Source organism: Acidovorax facilis, from assembly GCF_050626955.1.
GTDB lineage: Bacteria > Pseudomonadota > Gammaproteobacteria > Burkholderiales > Burkholderiaceae_C > Acidovorax > Acidovorax facilis.
Genome location: NZ_CP192460.1, coordinates 1785146 through 1799956 on the forward strand (window position 1 = coordinate 1785146; position 14811 = coordinate 1799956).

At 64.4% G+C, this 14811-nt stretch carries 18 protein-coding genes; 8 read left to right on the forward strand and 10 right to left on the reverse strand.

Translation table 11 applies throughout. The features are described from left to right. Window positions 1-31 precede the first annotated feature (31 nt). The 4 genes from ACQ4MJ_RS07990 to ACQ4MJ_RS08005 are packed head-to-tail and all read right to left on the reverse strand — an operon-like array spanning window position 32 to window position 3715. Window positions 32-1456: an MATE family efflux transporter gene (locus tag ACQ4MJ_RS07990; RefSeq protein WP_431153040.1), complete on the reverse strand. Its 1425-nt coding sequence runs from the start codon at window positions 1454-1456 to the stop codon at window positions 32-34. Next, entirely contained in the window at window positions 1440-1943 is a 504-nt protein-coding gene (locus ACQ4MJ_RS07995; protein WP_431153038.1) for a MaoC family dehydratase, read from the reverse strand. The genes ACQ4MJ_RS07990 and ACQ4MJ_RS07995 overlap by 17 nt, the downstream gene beginning before the upstream one ends. A 40-nt stretch (window positions 1944-1983) precedes the next feature. Continuing rightward, entirely contained in the window at window positions 1984-3246 is a 1263-nt protein-coding gene (locus tag ACQ4MJ_RS08000) for an MFS transporter (protein ID WP_431153037.1), read from the reverse strand. Then, window positions 3236-3715, reverse strand: coding sequence for a MarR family winged helix-turn-helix transcriptional regulator (locus tag ACQ4MJ_RS08005; protein ID WP_121420191.1), 480 nt, complete (start codon window positions 3713-3715; stop codon window positions 3236-3238). Before ACQ4MJ_RS08005 ends, ACQ4MJ_RS08000 begins: the two co-directional genes overlap by 11 nt. A gap of 74 nt (window positions 3716-3789) precedes the next feature. On the opposite strand from ACQ4MJ_RS08005, the gene ACQ4MJ_RS08010 reads away from it, so the two are divergent. Continuing rightward, window positions 3790-4341, forward strand: a complete 552-nt coding sequence (locus tag ACQ4MJ_RS08010) for a PaaI family thioesterase (RefSeq protein ID WP_431153036.1) — start codon at window positions 3790-3792, stop codon at window positions 4339-4341. Further along, window positions 4338-4751, forward strand: a complete 414-nt coding sequence (gene gloA, locus ACQ4MJ_RS08015) for a lactoylglutathione lyase (RefSeq protein WP_431153035.1) — start codon at window positions 4338-4340, stop codon at window positions 4749-4751. The genes ACQ4MJ_RS08010 and gloA overlap by 4 nt, the downstream gene beginning before the upstream one ends. 129 nt (window positions 4752-4880) lie before the next feature. Here gloA and ACQ4MJ_RS08020 read toward each other — a convergent pair whose 3' ends face one another. Further along, window positions 4881-5405, reverse strand: coding sequence for an OmpA family protein (locus ACQ4MJ_RS08020; RefSeq protein ID WP_431153034.1), 525 nt, complete (start codon window positions 5403-5405; stop codon window positions 4881-4883). Between the two features lie 112 nt (window positions 5406-5517). Here ACQ4MJ_RS08020 and ACQ4MJ_RS08025 point away from each other — a divergent pair, with 112 nt between their 5' ends. Together ACQ4MJ_RS08025 and ACQ4MJ_RS08030 are read left to right on the forward strand one after the other, a co-directional pair. Further along, window positions 5518-6111, forward strand: coding sequence for a gamma-glutamylcyclotransferase (locus tag ACQ4MJ_RS08025; RefSeq protein ID WP_431153033.1), 594 nt, complete (start codon window positions 5518-5520; stop codon window positions 6109-6111). Between the two features lie 99 nt (window positions 6112-6210). Then, window positions 6211-6738: a superoxide dismutase family protein gene (locus tag ACQ4MJ_RS08030; protein WP_121420187.1), complete on the forward strand. Its 528-nt coding sequence runs from the start codon at window positions 6211-6213 to the stop codon at window positions 6736-6738. Window positions 6739-6830: 92 nt separating this feature from the next. On the opposite strand, the gene ACQ4MJ_RS08035 is transcribed toward ACQ4MJ_RS08030, so the two are convergent. Beyond that, window positions 6831-7394 (reverse strand): nucleotidyltransferase family protein, encoded by a 564-nt coding sequence (locus tag ACQ4MJ_RS08035; RefSeq protein ID WP_431153032.1) that lies wholly within the window; start codon window positions 7392-7394, stop codon window positions 6831-6833. An 83-nt stretch (window positions 7395-7477) separates the two neighbouring features. Then, window positions 7478-8245 carry an SDR family NAD(P)-dependent oxidoreductase gene (locus tag ACQ4MJ_RS08040; RefSeq protein ID WP_431153031.1) on the reverse strand — a complete coding sequence of 256 codons (768 nt, stop codon included), beginning with the start codon at window positions 8243-8245 and terminating at the stop codon, window positions 7478-7480. Window positions 8246-8345: 100 nt separating this feature from the next. Here ACQ4MJ_RS08040 and ACQ4MJ_RS08045 point away from each other — a divergent pair, with 100 nt between their 5' ends. Next, a complete protein-coding gene (locus tag ACQ4MJ_RS08045) occupies window positions 8346-9254 on the forward strand; it encodes a LysR family transcriptional regulator (RefSeq protein WP_431153030.1) in 909 nt (302 codons plus the stop codon). A gap of 29 nt (window positions 9255-9283) precedes the next feature. Here the strand turns inward: ACQ4MJ_RS08045 and ACQ4MJ_RS08050 are convergent, their stop codons facing one another. The 3 genes from ACQ4MJ_RS08050 to ACQ4MJ_RS08060 all read right to left on the reverse strand — a co-directional run bounded on the left by ACQ4MJ_RS08050 (window position 9284) and on the right by ACQ4MJ_RS08060 (window position 12956). Beyond that, window positions 9284-11554: a molybdopterin cofactor-binding domain-containing protein gene (locus tag ACQ4MJ_RS08050; protein ID WP_431153029.1), complete on the reverse strand. Its 2271-nt coding sequence runs from the start codon at window positions 11552-11554 to the stop codon at window positions 9284-9286. Window positions 11555-11576: 22 nt separating this feature from the next. Then, window positions 11577-12038, reverse strand: coding sequence for a (2Fe-2S)-binding protein (locus ACQ4MJ_RS08055; RefSeq protein ID WP_055401911.1), 462 nt, complete (start codon window positions 12036-12038; stop codon window positions 11577-11579). 345 nt (window positions 12039-12383) lie between these two features. Further along, window positions 12384-12956 carry a TetR/AcrR family transcriptional regulator gene (locus ACQ4MJ_RS08060; RefSeq protein ID WP_121506399.1) on the reverse strand — a complete coding sequence of 191 codons (573 nt, stop codon included), beginning with the start codon at window positions 12954-12956 and terminating at the stop codon, window positions 12384-12386. A gap of 134 nt (window positions 12957-13090) precedes the next feature. On the opposite strand from ACQ4MJ_RS08060, the gene pdxH reads away from it, so the two are divergent. From pdxH to ACQ4MJ_RS08075, 3 genes are all read left to right on the forward strand, one after another. Then, on the forward strand, window positions 13091-13744 hold the full coding sequence (gene pdxH / locus ACQ4MJ_RS08065; protein ID WP_431153028.1) for a pyridoxamine 5'-phosphate oxidase: 654 nt from the start codon (window positions 13091-13093) through the stop codon (window positions 13742-13744). Window positions 13745-13775: 31 nt separating this feature from the next. Further along, window positions 13776-14213 (forward strand): DUF7684 family protein, encoded by a 438-nt coding sequence (locus ACQ4MJ_RS08070; protein WP_431173707.1) that lies wholly within the window; start codon window positions 13776-13778, stop codon window positions 14211-14213. Window positions 14214-14300: 87 nt separating this feature from the next. Further along, on the forward strand, window positions 14301-14696 hold the full coding sequence (locus ACQ4MJ_RS08075; RefSeq protein WP_431153026.1) for a VOC family protein: 396 nt from the start codon (window positions 14301-14303) through the stop codon (window positions 14694-14696). The last annotated feature ends 115 nt before the right edge of the window (window positions 14697-14811 follow it).

The window sequence follows — 14811 nt, forward strand, 5'->3', positions numbered from 1 at the left end:
GTAAGCGCTAGCAGCAATTCTGGCTATATTTCTACGCCTGTGGCATGCGCCGCAGCAGGCCCGCCAGGCTGCGTGGCCAACCGACCGGACCGAACCAGGCGCCACCTGCAATCGCCCAGGCGTTGACCACGCCGTACAGCACCAGCGCCACGGCTTGTGCGGCAAACACCGCCGCCAAACCACCACCCCAGCGCAGCGCCAGCCAGCCGCCAGTCACGGCCACCGCCAGGCGCGTGATGTTGCCGATCACAGGCCAGAGCAGGCGCCCTGCCCCTTGCGAGGCAAAGTACAGCACCAGGCCCAGGCCGAAAAAGCCATACACCGGCCCGACGGTACGCAGATACAGCGCGCCCGCCTCCAGCATGGCGGGGTCGCTGTTGAAAAGCGACAGCCACGTATGGGGAAAGGCCGCCGCCCACAGACCAATCGCCTCGGCCATTACAAACGCCATGGCCGCGCCGATCCAGGTGGCGCGCAGGGCGCGCTCACGCTGGCCCGCGCCGATGCAGGTGCCGACCATGGCCACCAGCGGCGCGCCCAGGCCAAATACCAGGGGCACCAGCAGGTACTCAAGCCGCGATGCGGTTCCATACCCGGCAATGGCCGCCGTGCCAAAACCGCCGACCAGCGCGGTGGTCACCCCAATCGCTACATTGGTGGCCACGGTCGACACGGTGCCCACCAACCCGACCCGCAGGATGTCCTTGAACAGCACCCAGCGAAACCGGATGTGCGCCAACGATGGCCGCAGCAGGCTGCGCGGCGACCACAGATACGCTGCCAGCACCACGCTGCCGATCAGGTAGTACGCCATCAGCGCAATGGCCCCGCCGGCAATGCCCAGGCCGGGCACGGGGCCCCAGCCAAAGATCAACAACGGTGACAGCGGCACCAGCACGAAGGCGCCCAGCACCGTGACATAGGCAGGCACGGCCATGTTGCCCGTGCCCCGAATGACGGCCGAAAGCGTGTTGAACAGCCACACCAGAAACGCGCCCGCAAACACCCAGTTGGAATAGACCAGCGCCGCAGCCAGCGCGCCGCCGGTGCCGCCCATGCGGGTGTAAAGCCAGCGCCCTCCTCCCACCACGCCGACTGTAAAGATCAGCGAGAACACCGCCGCGATGACCAAGGAGTGCAGCACCAGGGCGTCGGCATCGTCCCGGCGCCGAGCGCCCAAGGCACGCGCAATGGCCGACGCAATGCCGCCGCCCATGGCACCGGCGGAAGTCATCTGCATCAGCATGACGACCGGGAATACCAGCGCCATGCCCGCCAGCGCATCGGTGCCCAGCTTGCCGACAAAGTAGGTCTCGATGAGCCCGACGCCCGCTTGCGCCAGCATCACCAGCACATTGGGTGCGGCCAGGCGCAGCAGCGTGGGGGCGATGGGTGCCTCCAGCAGCATGCGGGTGCGGGGGTTCAGTGCATCGGTCACATCAAGCCCCTGCACCATCGGCCGCAGGCCTGCGCGGCACCACGATGCGCACGGTAGACAGCTGCAGCACATCGCCATGCTGGTTGCGCGTCTCACTGCGCACCGTGACCATGCCGCGATCGGGCTTGGACTTGGAGGGCTGTATCTGCACCACTTCGCTCACCACATGCAGCACATCGGTGGCGCGCGTGGGCCGGGGCCAGCTCAGCTCGCCCCCCGCCCCGATGATGCCGCCCGCAATGGGCAGTCCGCTGGTCACCTGCAGGCGCATGGTCACGGCCGCCGTGTGCCAGCCGCTGGCGGCCAAGCCGCCAAACAGCGTGTCACGCGCGGCGGCGTCATCCAGATGAAACGGCTGCGGGTCGAACTGGGCGGCAAAGCTGGTGATCTGCGCTTCATCCATGGCGTGTTCGCCACTTTTGAACTGGTCGCCCACGGCCAGGTCGTCCAGATAGATCGGAGATTTTCCTGCCATGGAGGCGCTGCGGGCGTGGGTGTCCGTCATGTCATTGGCTTTCATTCAAGGGGATGGATGCCTTGTGGGCTCAGGCGGCGGAGGCGGCCCGGCGCGCCAATCGCGCCTCGCGGATGGGCAGATTGATCAGTGCCGCGCCCACGGCCAGCACAATGTCGATGTACCAGACCCAGTCGTAGCTGCCCGTGGCCTGGAATACGCTGCCGCCCAGGTAGGCGCCAAAAAAGCCGCCAACCTGGTGCGACAGCATCACGATGCCGAACAGCATGGCCATGTTGGCCGTGCCGAACATCTTGGCCACCAGCCCAGCGGTGGGCGGCACGGTGGAGAGGAACGTCACACCCATCACGGCGGCGAAGATCAGCACCACCATGGGTGTCTTGGGCGCGAACAAGAAGACCAGCACTGCCAGGCCGCGCGTGGCGTACAGCAGCGACAGCAATGACTTCATGCGCCAGCGCCCTACCGCCCAGCCCATGGCCAGACTGCCGACAATGTTGAACAGCCCGATGACAGCCAGCGCCCAGCCGCCCACCTCGGGCGCCAATCCGCAGGCCGCAATCACCCCAGGCAGGTGCGTGGCCAGGAAGGCAACGTGAAACCCGCATACCAAAAAGCCCACCGCAAGGTACCGGTAGCTGGGCGTTGCCAGCGCCTGGGCAATGGCCTCGCGCGCGGTCAACGCCTTTTGGCCGGACGCAGCCGCAGCCTGCGCAGCCAGCGCGTTGGAATTGCCCTTGAGCACCCACACCGCAGGCAGCGCCAGCAGCACCAGCACGCCCAGCCACTGCATGGCACTGGCCCAGCCCACGGCAGCGGTCAGGCTGATGGCAATGGGCGCCATCACAAACTGCCCGAACGATCCCCCCGCGTTCACGATGCCACTGGCCAGCCCGCGCTTGCTGGCGGGCACCAGCCGCGCCGTGGCCGCCATCAGCACCGACGGCCCGGCCATGCCCGCGCCGCCTGCGGCCAGCACGCCAATCGCAAAAATCAGCCCGGCCGTGGTCGTCATGTACGGCGTGATGAAAGTGCCCAGCGCCACCAGCGCCACGCCCAGCAGGATCACACGGCCCGTGCCAATGCGGTCGGCCACAGCCCCTGCAAACGGCTGCGTCAGCCCCCACCACAGCTGGCCAAACGCAAAGGCCAGACTGATGCTGCCAATGCCCAATGCCGTGGAGGTGTTGAGCGCCGACAGGAACAGGCCCATGGTCTGGCGCGTGCCCATGGTGAGCGCAAAGGCGCCAGCGGCGGCCAGCAGCACGAGCCACAGTGCCAGTGGCGCGGTGGACTTGGCTGCGACGACCGGAGGGGTGTCGTTATTCGTCATGCCCAGCCTCCTGCACTGGCAGTGCTGCCAGCAAATCGAGAGAGTCGTCCACCAGCGCATGCAGCGCCATCACGCGTTCCACGCCCAGCGTTTCATTCAGCGCGAGTTGCGCAGCCTTCCAGTGGCGCTGCGCCTCGGCACGTTTTTCGCGACCTGCGTCGGTGATGTGGGCCAGGCGGCTGCGAGCATCGGCGCCCGCCTCCAACGTGACCCATCCTGCATCCACCAGAGGGCGCAGGTTACGCGTCAGCGTGGACGCATCCATCTTCATGGCCACCGCCAGGTCGCCCGGGCGGATAGGCCCCAGCGTGAGCACATGCGACAGCAGCGAATACTGCGTGGTCTTGAGCCCGCACTTCGCCATTTCGGCGTCGTAGTGCGCGGCTATGCGGCGCATCAGCTGGCGCAGCTTGAAGTTGGTGCAGCCCCGTGGCAGTACGGGGGCCAGGGTGGTTGGTTCGGCTTGCATGGATTTAATTGTATCTGCAATAATTGCATATGCAACTCATGCATGTAAACCCCGCCAACAACCCGGACACCCCCATGACACAGCACAACCAACTGGAACATTGGCTTGCACAAGAGCGCGACATCCTCGCCACCCTGGACGCAGGCCCCGGCCCTGGCGTGGCCCGGCGCGAGCAGATCGCCCATCTGAACGGCCTGCAGCAGATGCAGGCCATGCTGCGCGGCGAACTGCCCTACGCCGCCATCGCCAAGACGCTGGACTTCTTGATCGTGGAAGTGGGCGAAGGCACAGCCATCTTCCAGGGCACACCCCGCGCTGAGCACCTCAACCCCATGGGCACCGTGCACGGCGGCTGGTTTGCCACCCTGCTCGACTCGGCCCTGGGCTGCTCCATCCATACGCGCATGGAACCCGGGCGCGGCTACACCACGGCCGAGCTGGGCATCAACCTGGTCAAGGCCATCACGCCCAAGGTGCAGCGTGTGCGCGCCGAAGGCCGGGTGATCCACAGCGGGCGCCAGTTGGCCACGGCCGAAGCGCGCCTCGTGGGGCCGGACGGCACGCTGTATGCCCACGCCACCACCACCTGCCTGGTTTTTGACGTGCCTGCACAATCGAAGGGATGAAATTCCTCCACACGATGCTGCGCGTTGGCAACCTTCAACGCTCGATTGATTTCTACACCAACGTCCTGGGCATGCAGCTGCTGCGCCAGTCCGAGAACCCCGAGTACAAATACTCGCTGGCCTTCCTCGGTTTCGAAGGCGGCAACCCCGGCCAGGCCGAGATAGAGCTGACCTACAACTGGGGCCAGGAAAGCTACGAGATGGGCACTGCCTATGGCCACATCGCCCTGGGTGTTCCGGATGCTTACGCGGCGTGCGAGAAGATCAAGGCCTCGGGCGGTAACGTGACGCGCGAAGCGGGCCCGGTCAAAGGCGGCACGACGGTGATCGCGTTTGTGACCGACCCGGATGGCTACAAGATTGAATTGATCCAGCGCACCGAGGGGGCTGGTGGCGCAGGCTTGCGTTAACCAGCACTATCAAATGTATAGCTGCTGGCGCATGATGGATAAGCGCTAGATGCAAATTTGACTCAATAAAAAACCCGGCACTGCCGGGTTTTTTTATGGAGCGACCTGCTGCAGGTCATTACGCAGGCATCAAGCGCCCAGTGCCACTTCCACGCGGCGCGCTTCGGCGTTGCTGCCGGTGGCGGTGGTTTCTTCAGGCTTCTTCAGCTCGATCTTGTCTTCCGCCACGCCCAGGGCCTTGAGCGCATCGCGCACTGCAAAGGCGCGTTGCTTGGCCAGCTCGGCGTTCAGGGCTGCGTCACCCGTGGCGTCGTGAAAGCCCGAGATCACAGCCTTCTTGCCCTCGGTCACACCCTTGACCACGTCGGCCAGGGCTTCGTTGGCGCCAGCCGCCAGCTCGGCCTTGGCAGTGGCAAAGTAGAACTTCACCACGCCGTTTTCAACCCGCACGCTGGCAGCGTCGTCAGCAACTGCGGCCGCTGTTGCAGCTGGCGCGCTGCTTGCAACGGCCGTTGCAGCAGGCTTGGCGGCACCCGAAGCGCCCACGCGCTTGACCACCACGGTACCGACCACCACAGAGATCACCAGCGCAATCAGCGCAAACAGGAAACCCAGGGCAAAACGTTGTTGGCTATCGTCGTCAGAACTAGACATTGGAGATTCCTGCAGTGATTAAGAAAAAGAATGGATGCTGGGGCAGTGGCGAAACCTGCAAACACAAGTCCCCAGAGCGTTAAAGCAAAGCTTTCGATTGTAGAGTGAACCCATGACGAACCTGCCCGCCCCGCTGCGAGATCCGGCCCCCATGCTGGAGCGCGCCCTGAACGAATGGGGTGGTCACGAAGACCTTTGGATCTTTGGCTACGGCTCGCTCATCTGGCGCCCGGACTTCGACTATGCCGAGCGCCGCCCGGCCAAGGTGCATGGGTGGCACCGGGCGCTCAAGATGTGGAGCCGCATCAACCGGGGCACGCCCGAATGCCCGGGCCTGGTGTTCGGCATGTTGTCGGGCGGCAGTTGCCGGGGCATGGTGTTCCGTGTGGACAAGGCGCATGCGCGGCAGGTCATGATCAACCTGTGGCAGCGAGAGATGATCACCGCCGTGTACGACCCGCGCTGGCTCACGTGCCACACCCCGCACGGCACGGTGCGCGCGCTGGCCTTCACCCTGTCGCGCAAAAGCCCCAACCACACGGGTGAGCTGCCCGACCACGAGTACTGCCGTATTTTTGAGCAGGCCTGTGGGCGCTATGGCACCACGCGAGACTACGCCCAGGCCACGTATGACGAGCTGCGCAGGCACGGCATCCATGACCGGGCCCTGGCCCGTTTGATTGCGCTGGCCCAAAAAGAGGCATAGTGCACATCTTTGCTGGACGCGCATGGGCCCGACGGGGAGACTGCGCCTCGGTGCCAGGTTAAATACCGGGTGGTTTCATTGTTCTAAGGAGTTTGAGTCATGAAGATCCGTTTCGCTTTTGTCCTGTCATCCGTTACGGCGCTGGCCTTGGCGGGCTGTGCAGCCTATACCTCAGGGCCCAGCGCCTCCGCCAAACTAGAACCCACGCGCGGCAACACCACCGCTGGCACGGTCACGTTCGTGCAGTCGGGCGACGTGGTGAAGGTGTCTGGCTCCATCAGCGGTCTCAAGCCCAATGCCGAGCACGGCTTTCATGTGCATGAAAAAGGCGACTGCAGCAGCGGCGACGGCATGAGCACCGGCGGCCACTTCAACCCAGGCGGCAAATCCCACGGCCACCACGGCATGGGTGATCACCACACGGGCGACCTGCCCAGCCTCAAGGCCGATGCCAATGGTGTGGCCAGTTTCAGCTTTGAGTCGCGCACGATCCGCGTCGGCAGCACGGCCAATGACATCGTCGGCAAGGGCCTGATCGTGCACCGCGACCCGGACGACTACAAGACCCAGCCCACTGGCAATGCCGGTCCCCGTCTGGCCTGTGCGGTCATTGCCGCCAAGTCATAAACAAAGAGGCTGCTATGGGCTCCTGGGCCTGAACCGCCCCTCCCCCGCAACCCGCCCGCCAGAGATGGCCGGCGGGTTTGGTTTTTGGCAGATCAGGCCGGTGGACGGCTGGCAAGGAGGCGTTCGGCGCGCGCCAGATCCTGCACGGTGTCAATGTCCGTCACCGTGCCCTCGTCCTCCACCGCCAGGTTTTGCACCTGCCCTTGCTCAGCAAACTTGCGCACCACGCGGGCGGCCCCTTGCTCGCCCGACAGGGCCAGCAGATCCGGCAAGCACTGCGCAGCAAATCCCACGGGGTGGCCGCGCTCGCCGTGAAAGAACGGTACCGTCACCGCCCTCTTCGCCACGGCCTGTGCCAGCATTTGCAGGGTGTCAGGCCGCACCAGAGGCAGATCTCCCGGCAACACCAGCCAGCCCGCCGCTTGGGACGTGGCCCGCACCGCCGCCGCAATCGAATCGCCCATGCCCGGATGGCCCACATCCTCCAGGTGCCAGGCCAGCCCACTGGCGCGCACGGCGGCCAGCGTGTGCTCCAGCACCGGTACCCCCGCCAGCAATGCGCGCAGCTTGTGCACCTGCCCGCCCGATGCCACAAACCGATCGCCCCGGCCGGAGGCCAGCACCAGGACCACGGGAGACGAGGGATCGAGAGACATGGAGATAGGACCTGCGTTGGACAATGAACCGTGCGGCGCACAGCGGGCGAGATTCTAGGCCGTCCGCCGCACTGCGACGGGACTCAAGCCAGCGTATACCCGCCATCTACCACCAGGTTGTGCCCGCTCACAAAGCTGGCTGCATCCGACAGCAAAAACAGCACCGGCCCCGCCATCTCGGCCGGGGCTGCAGGGCGGCCCGACACCGAGGCTTGCAGTGTGTTGCGCATCGCATCCTCGTTGCCAAAGGCGGCCAGCGCCATCGGCGTGACCGTGGGTCCCGGGCTCACGGCGTTCACGCGGATGCCTTGCTGAAAATACTCCATCGCCGCATTGCGCGTGAGGCCCAGGGCCGCGTGTTTGCTGGCGGTATAGGCGCTGATGCCGTTGAACCCCACCTGGGACGAGATGGACAGGTTGTTCACGATGGCCCCGCCACCCGTCTTCAGCATTGCGGCAATCTGGTGCTTCATTGCATAGAAGATGCCCAACGTGTTGGCCTGCAGCACCGCCTGCACGTCCGCTGCATTCAGGGTGTGCAAAGGGCCTGCGACCCCCAGGGCGCCTGCGTTGTTGAAGGCGCCGTCCAGGCGGCCAAAGTGCTGCACTGTGGCTTCGACACTGCGCTGTACGCTGGCCTCATCGGTCACGTCCAGGGCCGTCACCCAGGCCTGTCCACCGACGGCACGCACCCGCTCGGCCACCGCTTCGCATTCGGCCGTGCGGCGCGCGGCCAGCACCACATTCGCTTTGTGGCGCCCCAGCGCCACGGCAGTTTCGGCGCCAATGCCCGAAGACGCTCCGCTCACCAGATAAGTTTTCCCGGCCAGATTCCACTCGCTGTTTTGCATGTTCTCTCCTGTGGTGTAGCAAATCAGCGGGAAGCTTATTGTTGAAAATGGAATATATAAATGGCCTGAAAATGCACACATCAATGAACTAATTTCAACAATGAGCCTGGACCTCGCAGATCTCAAACTCCTGAGCACCATCGCCCGCCACCTGAACTTTCGGGCCGCCGCGCAAGAGCTGGGCCTGTCGGCCTCGGCCATCAGCCATGCCGTGCGTTCGCTGGAGGAGCGGCTGGGCGTGCGCATGTTCAGCCGCACCACGCGCAGCGTGGCGCTGACGCCAGCCGGGCGCCAGTTGCTCGATCGTGTAGGGCCCGCCTTGCAGGATATTGCTGCGGCCATCGACGACATCAACGTGTTCCGCGACACCCCGCAGGGCCTGCTGCGCATCAATGCACCGCGCTCGGCGGGCGACCTGGTGCTGGGGCCGCTGGTTGCACAGTTTCTGGCGCAGCACCCGCAGGCCGAGGTCGAGTTGGTGCTGGACGACGGGTTGGTCGACATTGTCGAAGGTGGCTTTGACGCAGGCGTCCGCTACGGAGAACGCCTGCAGCAGGACATGGTGGCCCTGCCATTGGGCCCGCAGCAGCAGCTGATGGTGGTGGCGTCCCCTGTCCTGCTCGCGGGGGTGGGTGCGCCGCGCAACCCGCGCGATCTGATGCAGATGCCCTGCGTGCGCATACGCTTTCCGAGCGGAGCGCGCTATGCGTGGGAGTTTGAAAAGGCCGGCGAAAAGATCGCGGTGGATGTGCAAGGCCGCCTGACCGTGGGCGACATGCCGCTCATCCTGCAGGCGGCCTTGGCGGGCGTGGGGTTTGCGTACCTGTACGAACCCTACGCCCGCGAGGCCCTGGCCAGCGGCGCGCTGGTGAGCGTGCTGGACGACTGGTGCCCACCCATCCCGGGCTTCTACCTGTACTACCCCAGCCGCAGGCAGCCCACGGCCACCCTGCGGGCGTTTCTGGAGCTGGTCAAGATGGCCGCTGCATCAGAAGCACCCGGGGGGTGAGGCACCCGCCCCCCGGATGCACGCTGCACTCAAGCCAGCTTGAACGGCAGCTCGCGCGGCGTTTTGCCCGTTAGTTGGGCAATGGCATTCGCAAACGCAGGTGCCAGCGGAGGCAACCCAGGCTCGCCCATGCCCTTCGGTGGATCAGCGCTCGGCACAATGTGCACCGTCACCTGGGGCATGTCGGTGATGCGCGGCACGGCAAAGTCGCCAAAATTGCTTTGCTCCACCACGCCGTCCTTCAGCGTGATGGCGCCGCCGGGCAGGCACATCGACAGGCCCATCAGCGCAGCGCCCTGCACCTGGGCTTCCACGCTTTTGGGGTTGACCACCAGATTGCAATGCACGCCGGCCGTGATGCTGTGCAGCTTGGGCGTGCCGTCTTTGACGGACGCCTCGACCACATAGGCCACCACCGACTCGAACGACTCGTGCACCGCCACGCCCCAGGCGCGGTCAGCAGCCAGCTTCTTCTTGCCATAGCCCGACTGGGCCACGGCCAGTTGCAATGCGGCCTTGTGACGCGGGTGTTTGTCGCCCATCAGGGCCATGCGGTAGGCCACGGGGTCTTGCTTGGTGGTGCGCGCCACTTCGTCGATGAGGGTTTCCATGGCGTAGGCGGTGTGGGTAGACCCCACACTGCGCCACCACAGCACCGGCACGTTCACATCGGGGTGGTGCACCGACAGTTTCATGGGCACGTTGTACGGCTCCTTCATGCCCTCCACGGCCGTGGCATCGATACCGTTTTTGACCATGAAGGCCTCGAACGGCGATCCCTTGGTGATGGATTGGCCGACGATGGTGTGGTCCCACGCCAGGATCTTGCCCTGGGCGTCGAACCCGATCTCGGCGCGGTGCACGTGCATGGGGCGGTAGTAGCCGCCCTTGATGTCGTCCTCGCGGCTCCACAGCGTGCGCACCGGCGCGGTGATGCCCGCCGTGCGCGCTGCCTTGGCCACGCCGCAGGCCTCCACCACATAGTCGCTGGTGGGGATGGCACGGCGGCCAAAGCCGCCACCGGCCATCTGGGTGTTCACCTTCACGTTTTGCGGCTGCAGGCCCAGCGTTTTGGCGGCGGCCATCGCATCCAGGCCGGGCATCTGCGTGCCCATCCAGAGTTCGGCCTTGTCACCATCGAGCTTCACCGTGCAGTTGAGGGGCTCCATCGGTGCGTGTGCCAGGTAGGGGAAGACGAACTCGGCGCTGATCTTGTGCGCAGCGCCAGCCAGCGGCGCCATGTCGGCCTGCATGGCCACGTTGCCGGGCTTGGTGGCCAGCTCGCGGTACTGCGCCAGCAGTGCCGTGGTGTCTGGCTTGCCCACCGCGCTGGTGTCCCATTCCACCTTCAGCGCATCGCGGCCCTGCTTGGCGGGCCAGTAACCATCGGCCACGATGGCCACGCCCTCGCCGCCCCGGTCGGTGGGCACGCGCAGCACGGCCTTCACGCCCTTGATGGCTTTGGCGGCGCTGTCGTCCATCGACTTCAGCTTGGCGCCAAACACCGGCGGGCGCGCCACCACGGCCGTCAGCATGCCAGGCAAGCGCACGTCAATGCCGTAGTCCTGCTGGCCGCTCGATTTGGCCTTGGCATCGAGCCGGCCCGTGGGCTTGCCGATGAGGCGGAACTGCTTGGGGTCCTTCAAGGTGACCTTTTCGGGCACGGGCTGCTTCATGGCCGCTTCGGCCAGTGCGCCGTAGCCCAGCTTCTTGCCCCCGGGGCCGACGACGAAACCGTTGCTGGTGCGCAGTGCCGAGGCATCCACGCCCCACTGCGCGGCAGCGGCAGAGACCAGCATGGCCCGGGTGCGAGCGCCCAGTTCGCGGTACTGGGTGTAGGAGTTTTTGATGGAGTTGGAGCCACCCGTGAGGTGCATGCCCATCATCGGGTCGGCATAGGCCTGGTTGGCATCGCCGTGCACGCTGCGCACCTTGCTCCAGTCGGCATCCAGCTCTTCGGCCAGGATCATGGGCAGGCCGGTCTGCACGCCCTGGCCAAAGTCCAGGCGGTTGATGGTGACGGTGACCGTGCCATCGGCGTCGATGCGGACAAAGGCTGAAGGCTGCTCGAACGGCTTGAGGCCTGCGGCCGCTGCCCCGGCGCCCTGCGCGCTGGCCACCAGCGGAAACGCACCCAGCGCAAAACCGGATGCCGCAGACACCTTGAGAAACGTGCGGCGCGCCACGCCTTCGTGGGAGGCTGCGTCTGATTCTGTATTGATAGCGCCTTGCGCCTGATTCATAAGCGCTACCAGGCCTTTTGGCATGTGGGCGCGGGCGGTTTGAGCGTCGAAATGCATAGTGTTCTCCTGCTCGGTGTTCTTAGGCCAGAGTCTTGGCAGCGTCATGGATGGCCGCGCGGATGCGCACGTAGGTGCCGCAGCGGCACACATTGCCCGCCATGGCAGCGTCAATGTCGGCGTCGGTGGGTTTTTTCTTGCCCTGCAGCAGTGCGGTGGCGCTCATGATCTGGCCGCTTTGGCAGTAGCCACACTGGGCCACGTCGTGCTTGACCCAGGCGGCGTGCACGGCCTTGCCCACCTTGTCATTGGTGGTCACCGCCTCGATGGTGGTGATCTTCTGGCCTGCCGCCGCCGAAATGGGCGTGATGCACGAACGAATGGGCGCACCGTTCAGATGCACCGTGCAGGCCCCGCACAAAGCCTGGCCGCAGCCAAACTTGGTGCCGGTCATGCCCAGCGTGTCGCGCAGGGCCCAAAGGATGGGGGTGGATTCATCGGCATCCACAGCCGTGTCTTTGCCATTGATGTTGAGGGTGGGCATCGTGGGGTTCTCCGTGGGGAAGGTGTTGTTGTTTGGTGGGAGGGGGTTGAACAGAGCGGGATGGTGTCAGCGACGCCATCGGCCATGAAACGGTTGGAGCGTGGTGAGTGGCATTTTTAAGAGAATACAAATTCGATTAAAAGATCAACTCTTGGTGGGCCAAAGTGCATCGCTATATCTCGCTCTGAGGCTGAGAGTTTTTTAGCCGTGCCCGAAAGGCGCGCGAAAACGCCTCGGATCTAGGCGTAAAGCGCAGCCATAGCTCGGGCTATGGCGAGCATTTGCAACGACGAGTCGCGGCGTTTTGGCGTGCAAGGCGGGCATGGATAAAAGACTCTCAGCCTCTTAGGCCTTCAGGGCGTCCCAGCACAGCCCAAAAGCCATCTGGTGCACGGCCTCCTCATCCGGCAGCACCTTGGTGCGGATAAGGTTGCCCGTCTCTCTCACCGACCCCACCAGGCTGGCCGTGAGCAGCGGGATGGGCACGGCCTTCAGGATCTCTTGCTGCTGGCCTTCTTCCATCAACGCAAAAAAACCGGCCATCAGACGGGTCGAGAATTCGCGGTTGCCCTCGGTGAACCAGGGCGAGTTGTAGTACTGCTCCTGAAACACCACCTCGGCATACTGGTCCAGCCGGTGGCGCAGCAGGTTGCCCCAGGCGCGCCGCACGCGGGCGCGGTAGGGCATGCCGGGCACGATGCCCTCCATAATGCGCGCGGCCGTGACTGTCTTGGCATCCTGGTAAAGCTGGCTGATGAGTTCATCCTTGGACGGGTAGTACACGTACAGCGTGCTGGTGGCAATGCCCGCCGCGCGGGCGATATCGGCCAGGGTCAGGCCGCTCAGGCCCGTCTGGGCCACCAGCTCAAACGTGGCCTGGGCAATGGCGCGCTGTTTTTCGTCGTCTTTGGGTTTCATCGATGCGGCAATATAAGCGAATAGTTATTCGACGACAACCAGGGCCACCGAAGACCCCACGTTACCCAGATCCCGCCCGGCCTTCGCCCTCTTTACAGCGTGCCCGCCGTGGCTGGCAACCGTCCTGCCCTCGCATGCACAATTGGCCCATGACCACCTCCATCGCCGACCTTCGCAAGAGCTACGAGCGCGCCGAACTCAACGAAGACGCCTCGCACGCCGCCCCCCTGCAGCAGTTTGACCAGTGGCTCAAAGAAGCCATCAGTGCCGAAGTGCCCGAGCCCAACGCCATGACCCTGGCCACCGTGGGCAGCGACCTGCGCCCCAGCACCCGCATCGTGCTGATCAAGGGCTATGACGAGCGCGGCATCGTCTGGTTTACCAACTACGACAGCCGCAAGGGCCGCCAGATTGCAGGCAACCCCTATGTGGCGCTGCAGTTCCACTGGGTCGAGCTGGAGCGCGTGGTGCGCGTCGAAGGCATTGTGGAAAAGGTCAGCGACGAAGAAAGTGACGAATACTTTGCCAGCCGCCCGCTGGATTCGCGCATCGGCGCCTGGGCCAGCCCGCAAAGCCAGGTCATTTCTGGCCGAGGCGTGCTGGTGGCCAATGCTGCCAAATACGGCGCGCAGTTCATGCTGAAACCGCCCCGCCCTCCGCACTGGGGTGGGTATCGGCTCAAGCCGGACCAATGGGAGTTTTGGCAAGGGCGCAAAAGCCGTTTGCATGACCGGTTGCGGTATCGGCTGGATGGCAGCGAGTGGGTGCGTGAGCGGCTGGCGCCTTGATCGCCATCGCTACAACCCTGGTAAACATTGCATGTGCTCGACGCCAGCATTCACGCCAGAAGTCGTTTATCTACATCTCACACCCGGTTCGGAATTACCTCCACTTTCGCTAGAGCGCTTTCGGGTACTGGTCATGATCGAGTCAGAAGTGACTACTGTTTGGCAGAAAGCAGTGAGCGACTGGCTGGTGCGATCCGGCTGCCTGTACATGATGGCCTGGGGTCTTGATTGCAGCTCTTGGGATGACTCAGTGGACTGGGCGAACATTGAGCAGTTTGCTTTTGAAGAAATACCGGCAGAGAGCTTTGTCCTCACCTCTTGGCACGAAAACGACTCATTGGAGGAAGTGATGCACTTCTGCAAGCACTTCGCAGTTCACCCCTCGGTCAAGCTACCAACCACCCTGCTTCTACAAATTTCATCACAAGCACAGAAGAAGAAAGTGTCTATGCTCTACGGCAGCGCATAGTCAGTCAGGCAGCCGCAACGATGGCAGAGCTCAGACCGTCAGATTCTCACTGCGCAACCGCGCAGAGCACCGCCCCAGGACCGCACCATGTTCTCGCACATCCACATCGGCGTCACCGACTTCGACCGCGCCCTCGCCTTCTACCAGCCCGTGATGGCAGCGCTGGGCATCGAGCCGCGTTTTGTGGATGCCGCCCACCCTCGGGCCGGATGGCAAAGCCACCCCAACCCGCGCCCCCTTTTTCTCATCGGCCGTCCTTTTGAAGGCGAACACGCACCGGGCAACGGCCAGATGACCGCCTTTGCTGCCAGCACCCGCGCGCAGGTGGATGCAGTGCACGCTGCGGCCCTGGCAAACGGCGGGCATTGCGAAGGGCCGCCCGGCCTGAGGCCGCAGTACCACGCCAACTACTACGGCGCGTATTTCCGAGATCCGGATGGGAACAAGCTCTGCGTGGCGTGCCACGACCCCCAAGACGCCTGAGCCCAAGCCACTTCGTCGTATCTTTTCTTCACGTCGCGGCGCCATGAGCATCTCTTGTCCTCAAGAGCCTGCGACTTGGAAAAGCCTTTGGCGGATAAAAATTATGATGGCAATC

Coding starts and splice junctions, on each gene's coding strand:
- ACQ4MJ_RS07990 (WP_431153040.1), bottom strand. CDS start 1,456: ATGGTGCAGGGGCTTGATGTGACCGATGCACTGAACCCCCGCACCCGC.
- ACQ4MJ_RS07995 (WP_431153038.1), bottom strand. CDS start 1,943: ATGACGGACACCCACGCCCGCAGCGCCTCCATGGCAGGAAAATCTCCG.
- ACQ4MJ_RS08000 (WP_431153037.1), bottom strand. CDS start 3,246: ATGACGAATAACGACACCCCTCCGGTCGTCGCAGCCAAGTCCACCGCG.
- ACQ4MJ_RS08005 (WP_121420191.1), bottom strand. CDS start 3,715: ATGCAAGCCGAACCAACCACCCTGGCCCCCGTACTGCCACGGGGCTGC.
- ACQ4MJ_RS08010 (WP_431153036.1), top strand. CDS start 3,790: ATGACACAGCACAACCAACTGGAACATTGGCTTGCACAAGAGCGCGAC.
- gloA (WP_431153035.1), top strand. CDS start 4,338: ATGAAATTCCTCCACACGATGCTGCGCGTTGGCAACCTTCAACGCTCG.
- ACQ4MJ_RS08020 (WP_431153034.1), bottom strand. CDS start 5,405: ATGTCTAGTTCTGACGACGATAGCCAACAACGTTTTGCCCTGGGTTTC.
- ACQ4MJ_RS08025 (WP_431153033.1), top strand. CDS start 5,518: ATGACGAACCTGCCCGCCCCGCTGCGAGATCCGGCCCCCATGCTGGAG.
- ACQ4MJ_RS08030 (WP_121420187.1), top strand. CDS start 6,211: ATGAAGATCCGTTTCGCTTTTGTCCTGTCATCCGTTACGGCGCTGGCC.
- ACQ4MJ_RS08035 (WP_431153032.1), bottom strand. CDS start 7,394: ATGTCTCTCGATCCCTCGTCTCCCGTGGTCCTGGTGCTGGCCTCCGGC.
- ACQ4MJ_RS08040 (WP_431153031.1), bottom strand. CDS start 8,245: ATGCAAAACAGCGAGTGGAATCTGGCCGGGAAAACTTATCTGGTGAGC.
- ACQ4MJ_RS08045 (WP_431153030.1), top strand. CDS start 8,346: ATGAGCCTGGACCTCGCAGATCTCAAACTCCTGAGCACCATCGCCCGC.
- ACQ4MJ_RS08050 (WP_431153029.1), bottom strand. CDS start 11,554: ATGCATTTCGACGCTCAAACCGCCCGCGCCCACATGCCAAAAGGCCTG.
- ACQ4MJ_RS08055 (WP_055401911.1), bottom strand. CDS start 12,038: ATGCCCACCCTCAACATCAATGGCAAAGACACGGCTGTGGATGCCGAT.
- ACQ4MJ_RS08060 (WP_121506399.1), bottom strand. CDS start 12,956: ATGAAACCCAAAGACGACGAAAAACAGCGCGCCATTGCCCAGGCCACG.
- pdxH (WP_431153028.1), top strand. CDS start 13,091: ATGCACAATTGGCCCATGACCACCTCCATCGCCGACCTTCGCAAGAGC.
- ACQ4MJ_RS08070 (WP_431173707.1), top strand. CDS start 13,776: ATGTGCTCGACGCCAGCATTCACGCCAGAAGTCGTTTATCTACATCTC.
- ACQ4MJ_RS08075 (WP_431153026.1), top strand. CDS start 14,301: ATGTTCTCGCACATCCACATCGGCGTCACCGACTTCGACCGCGCCCTC.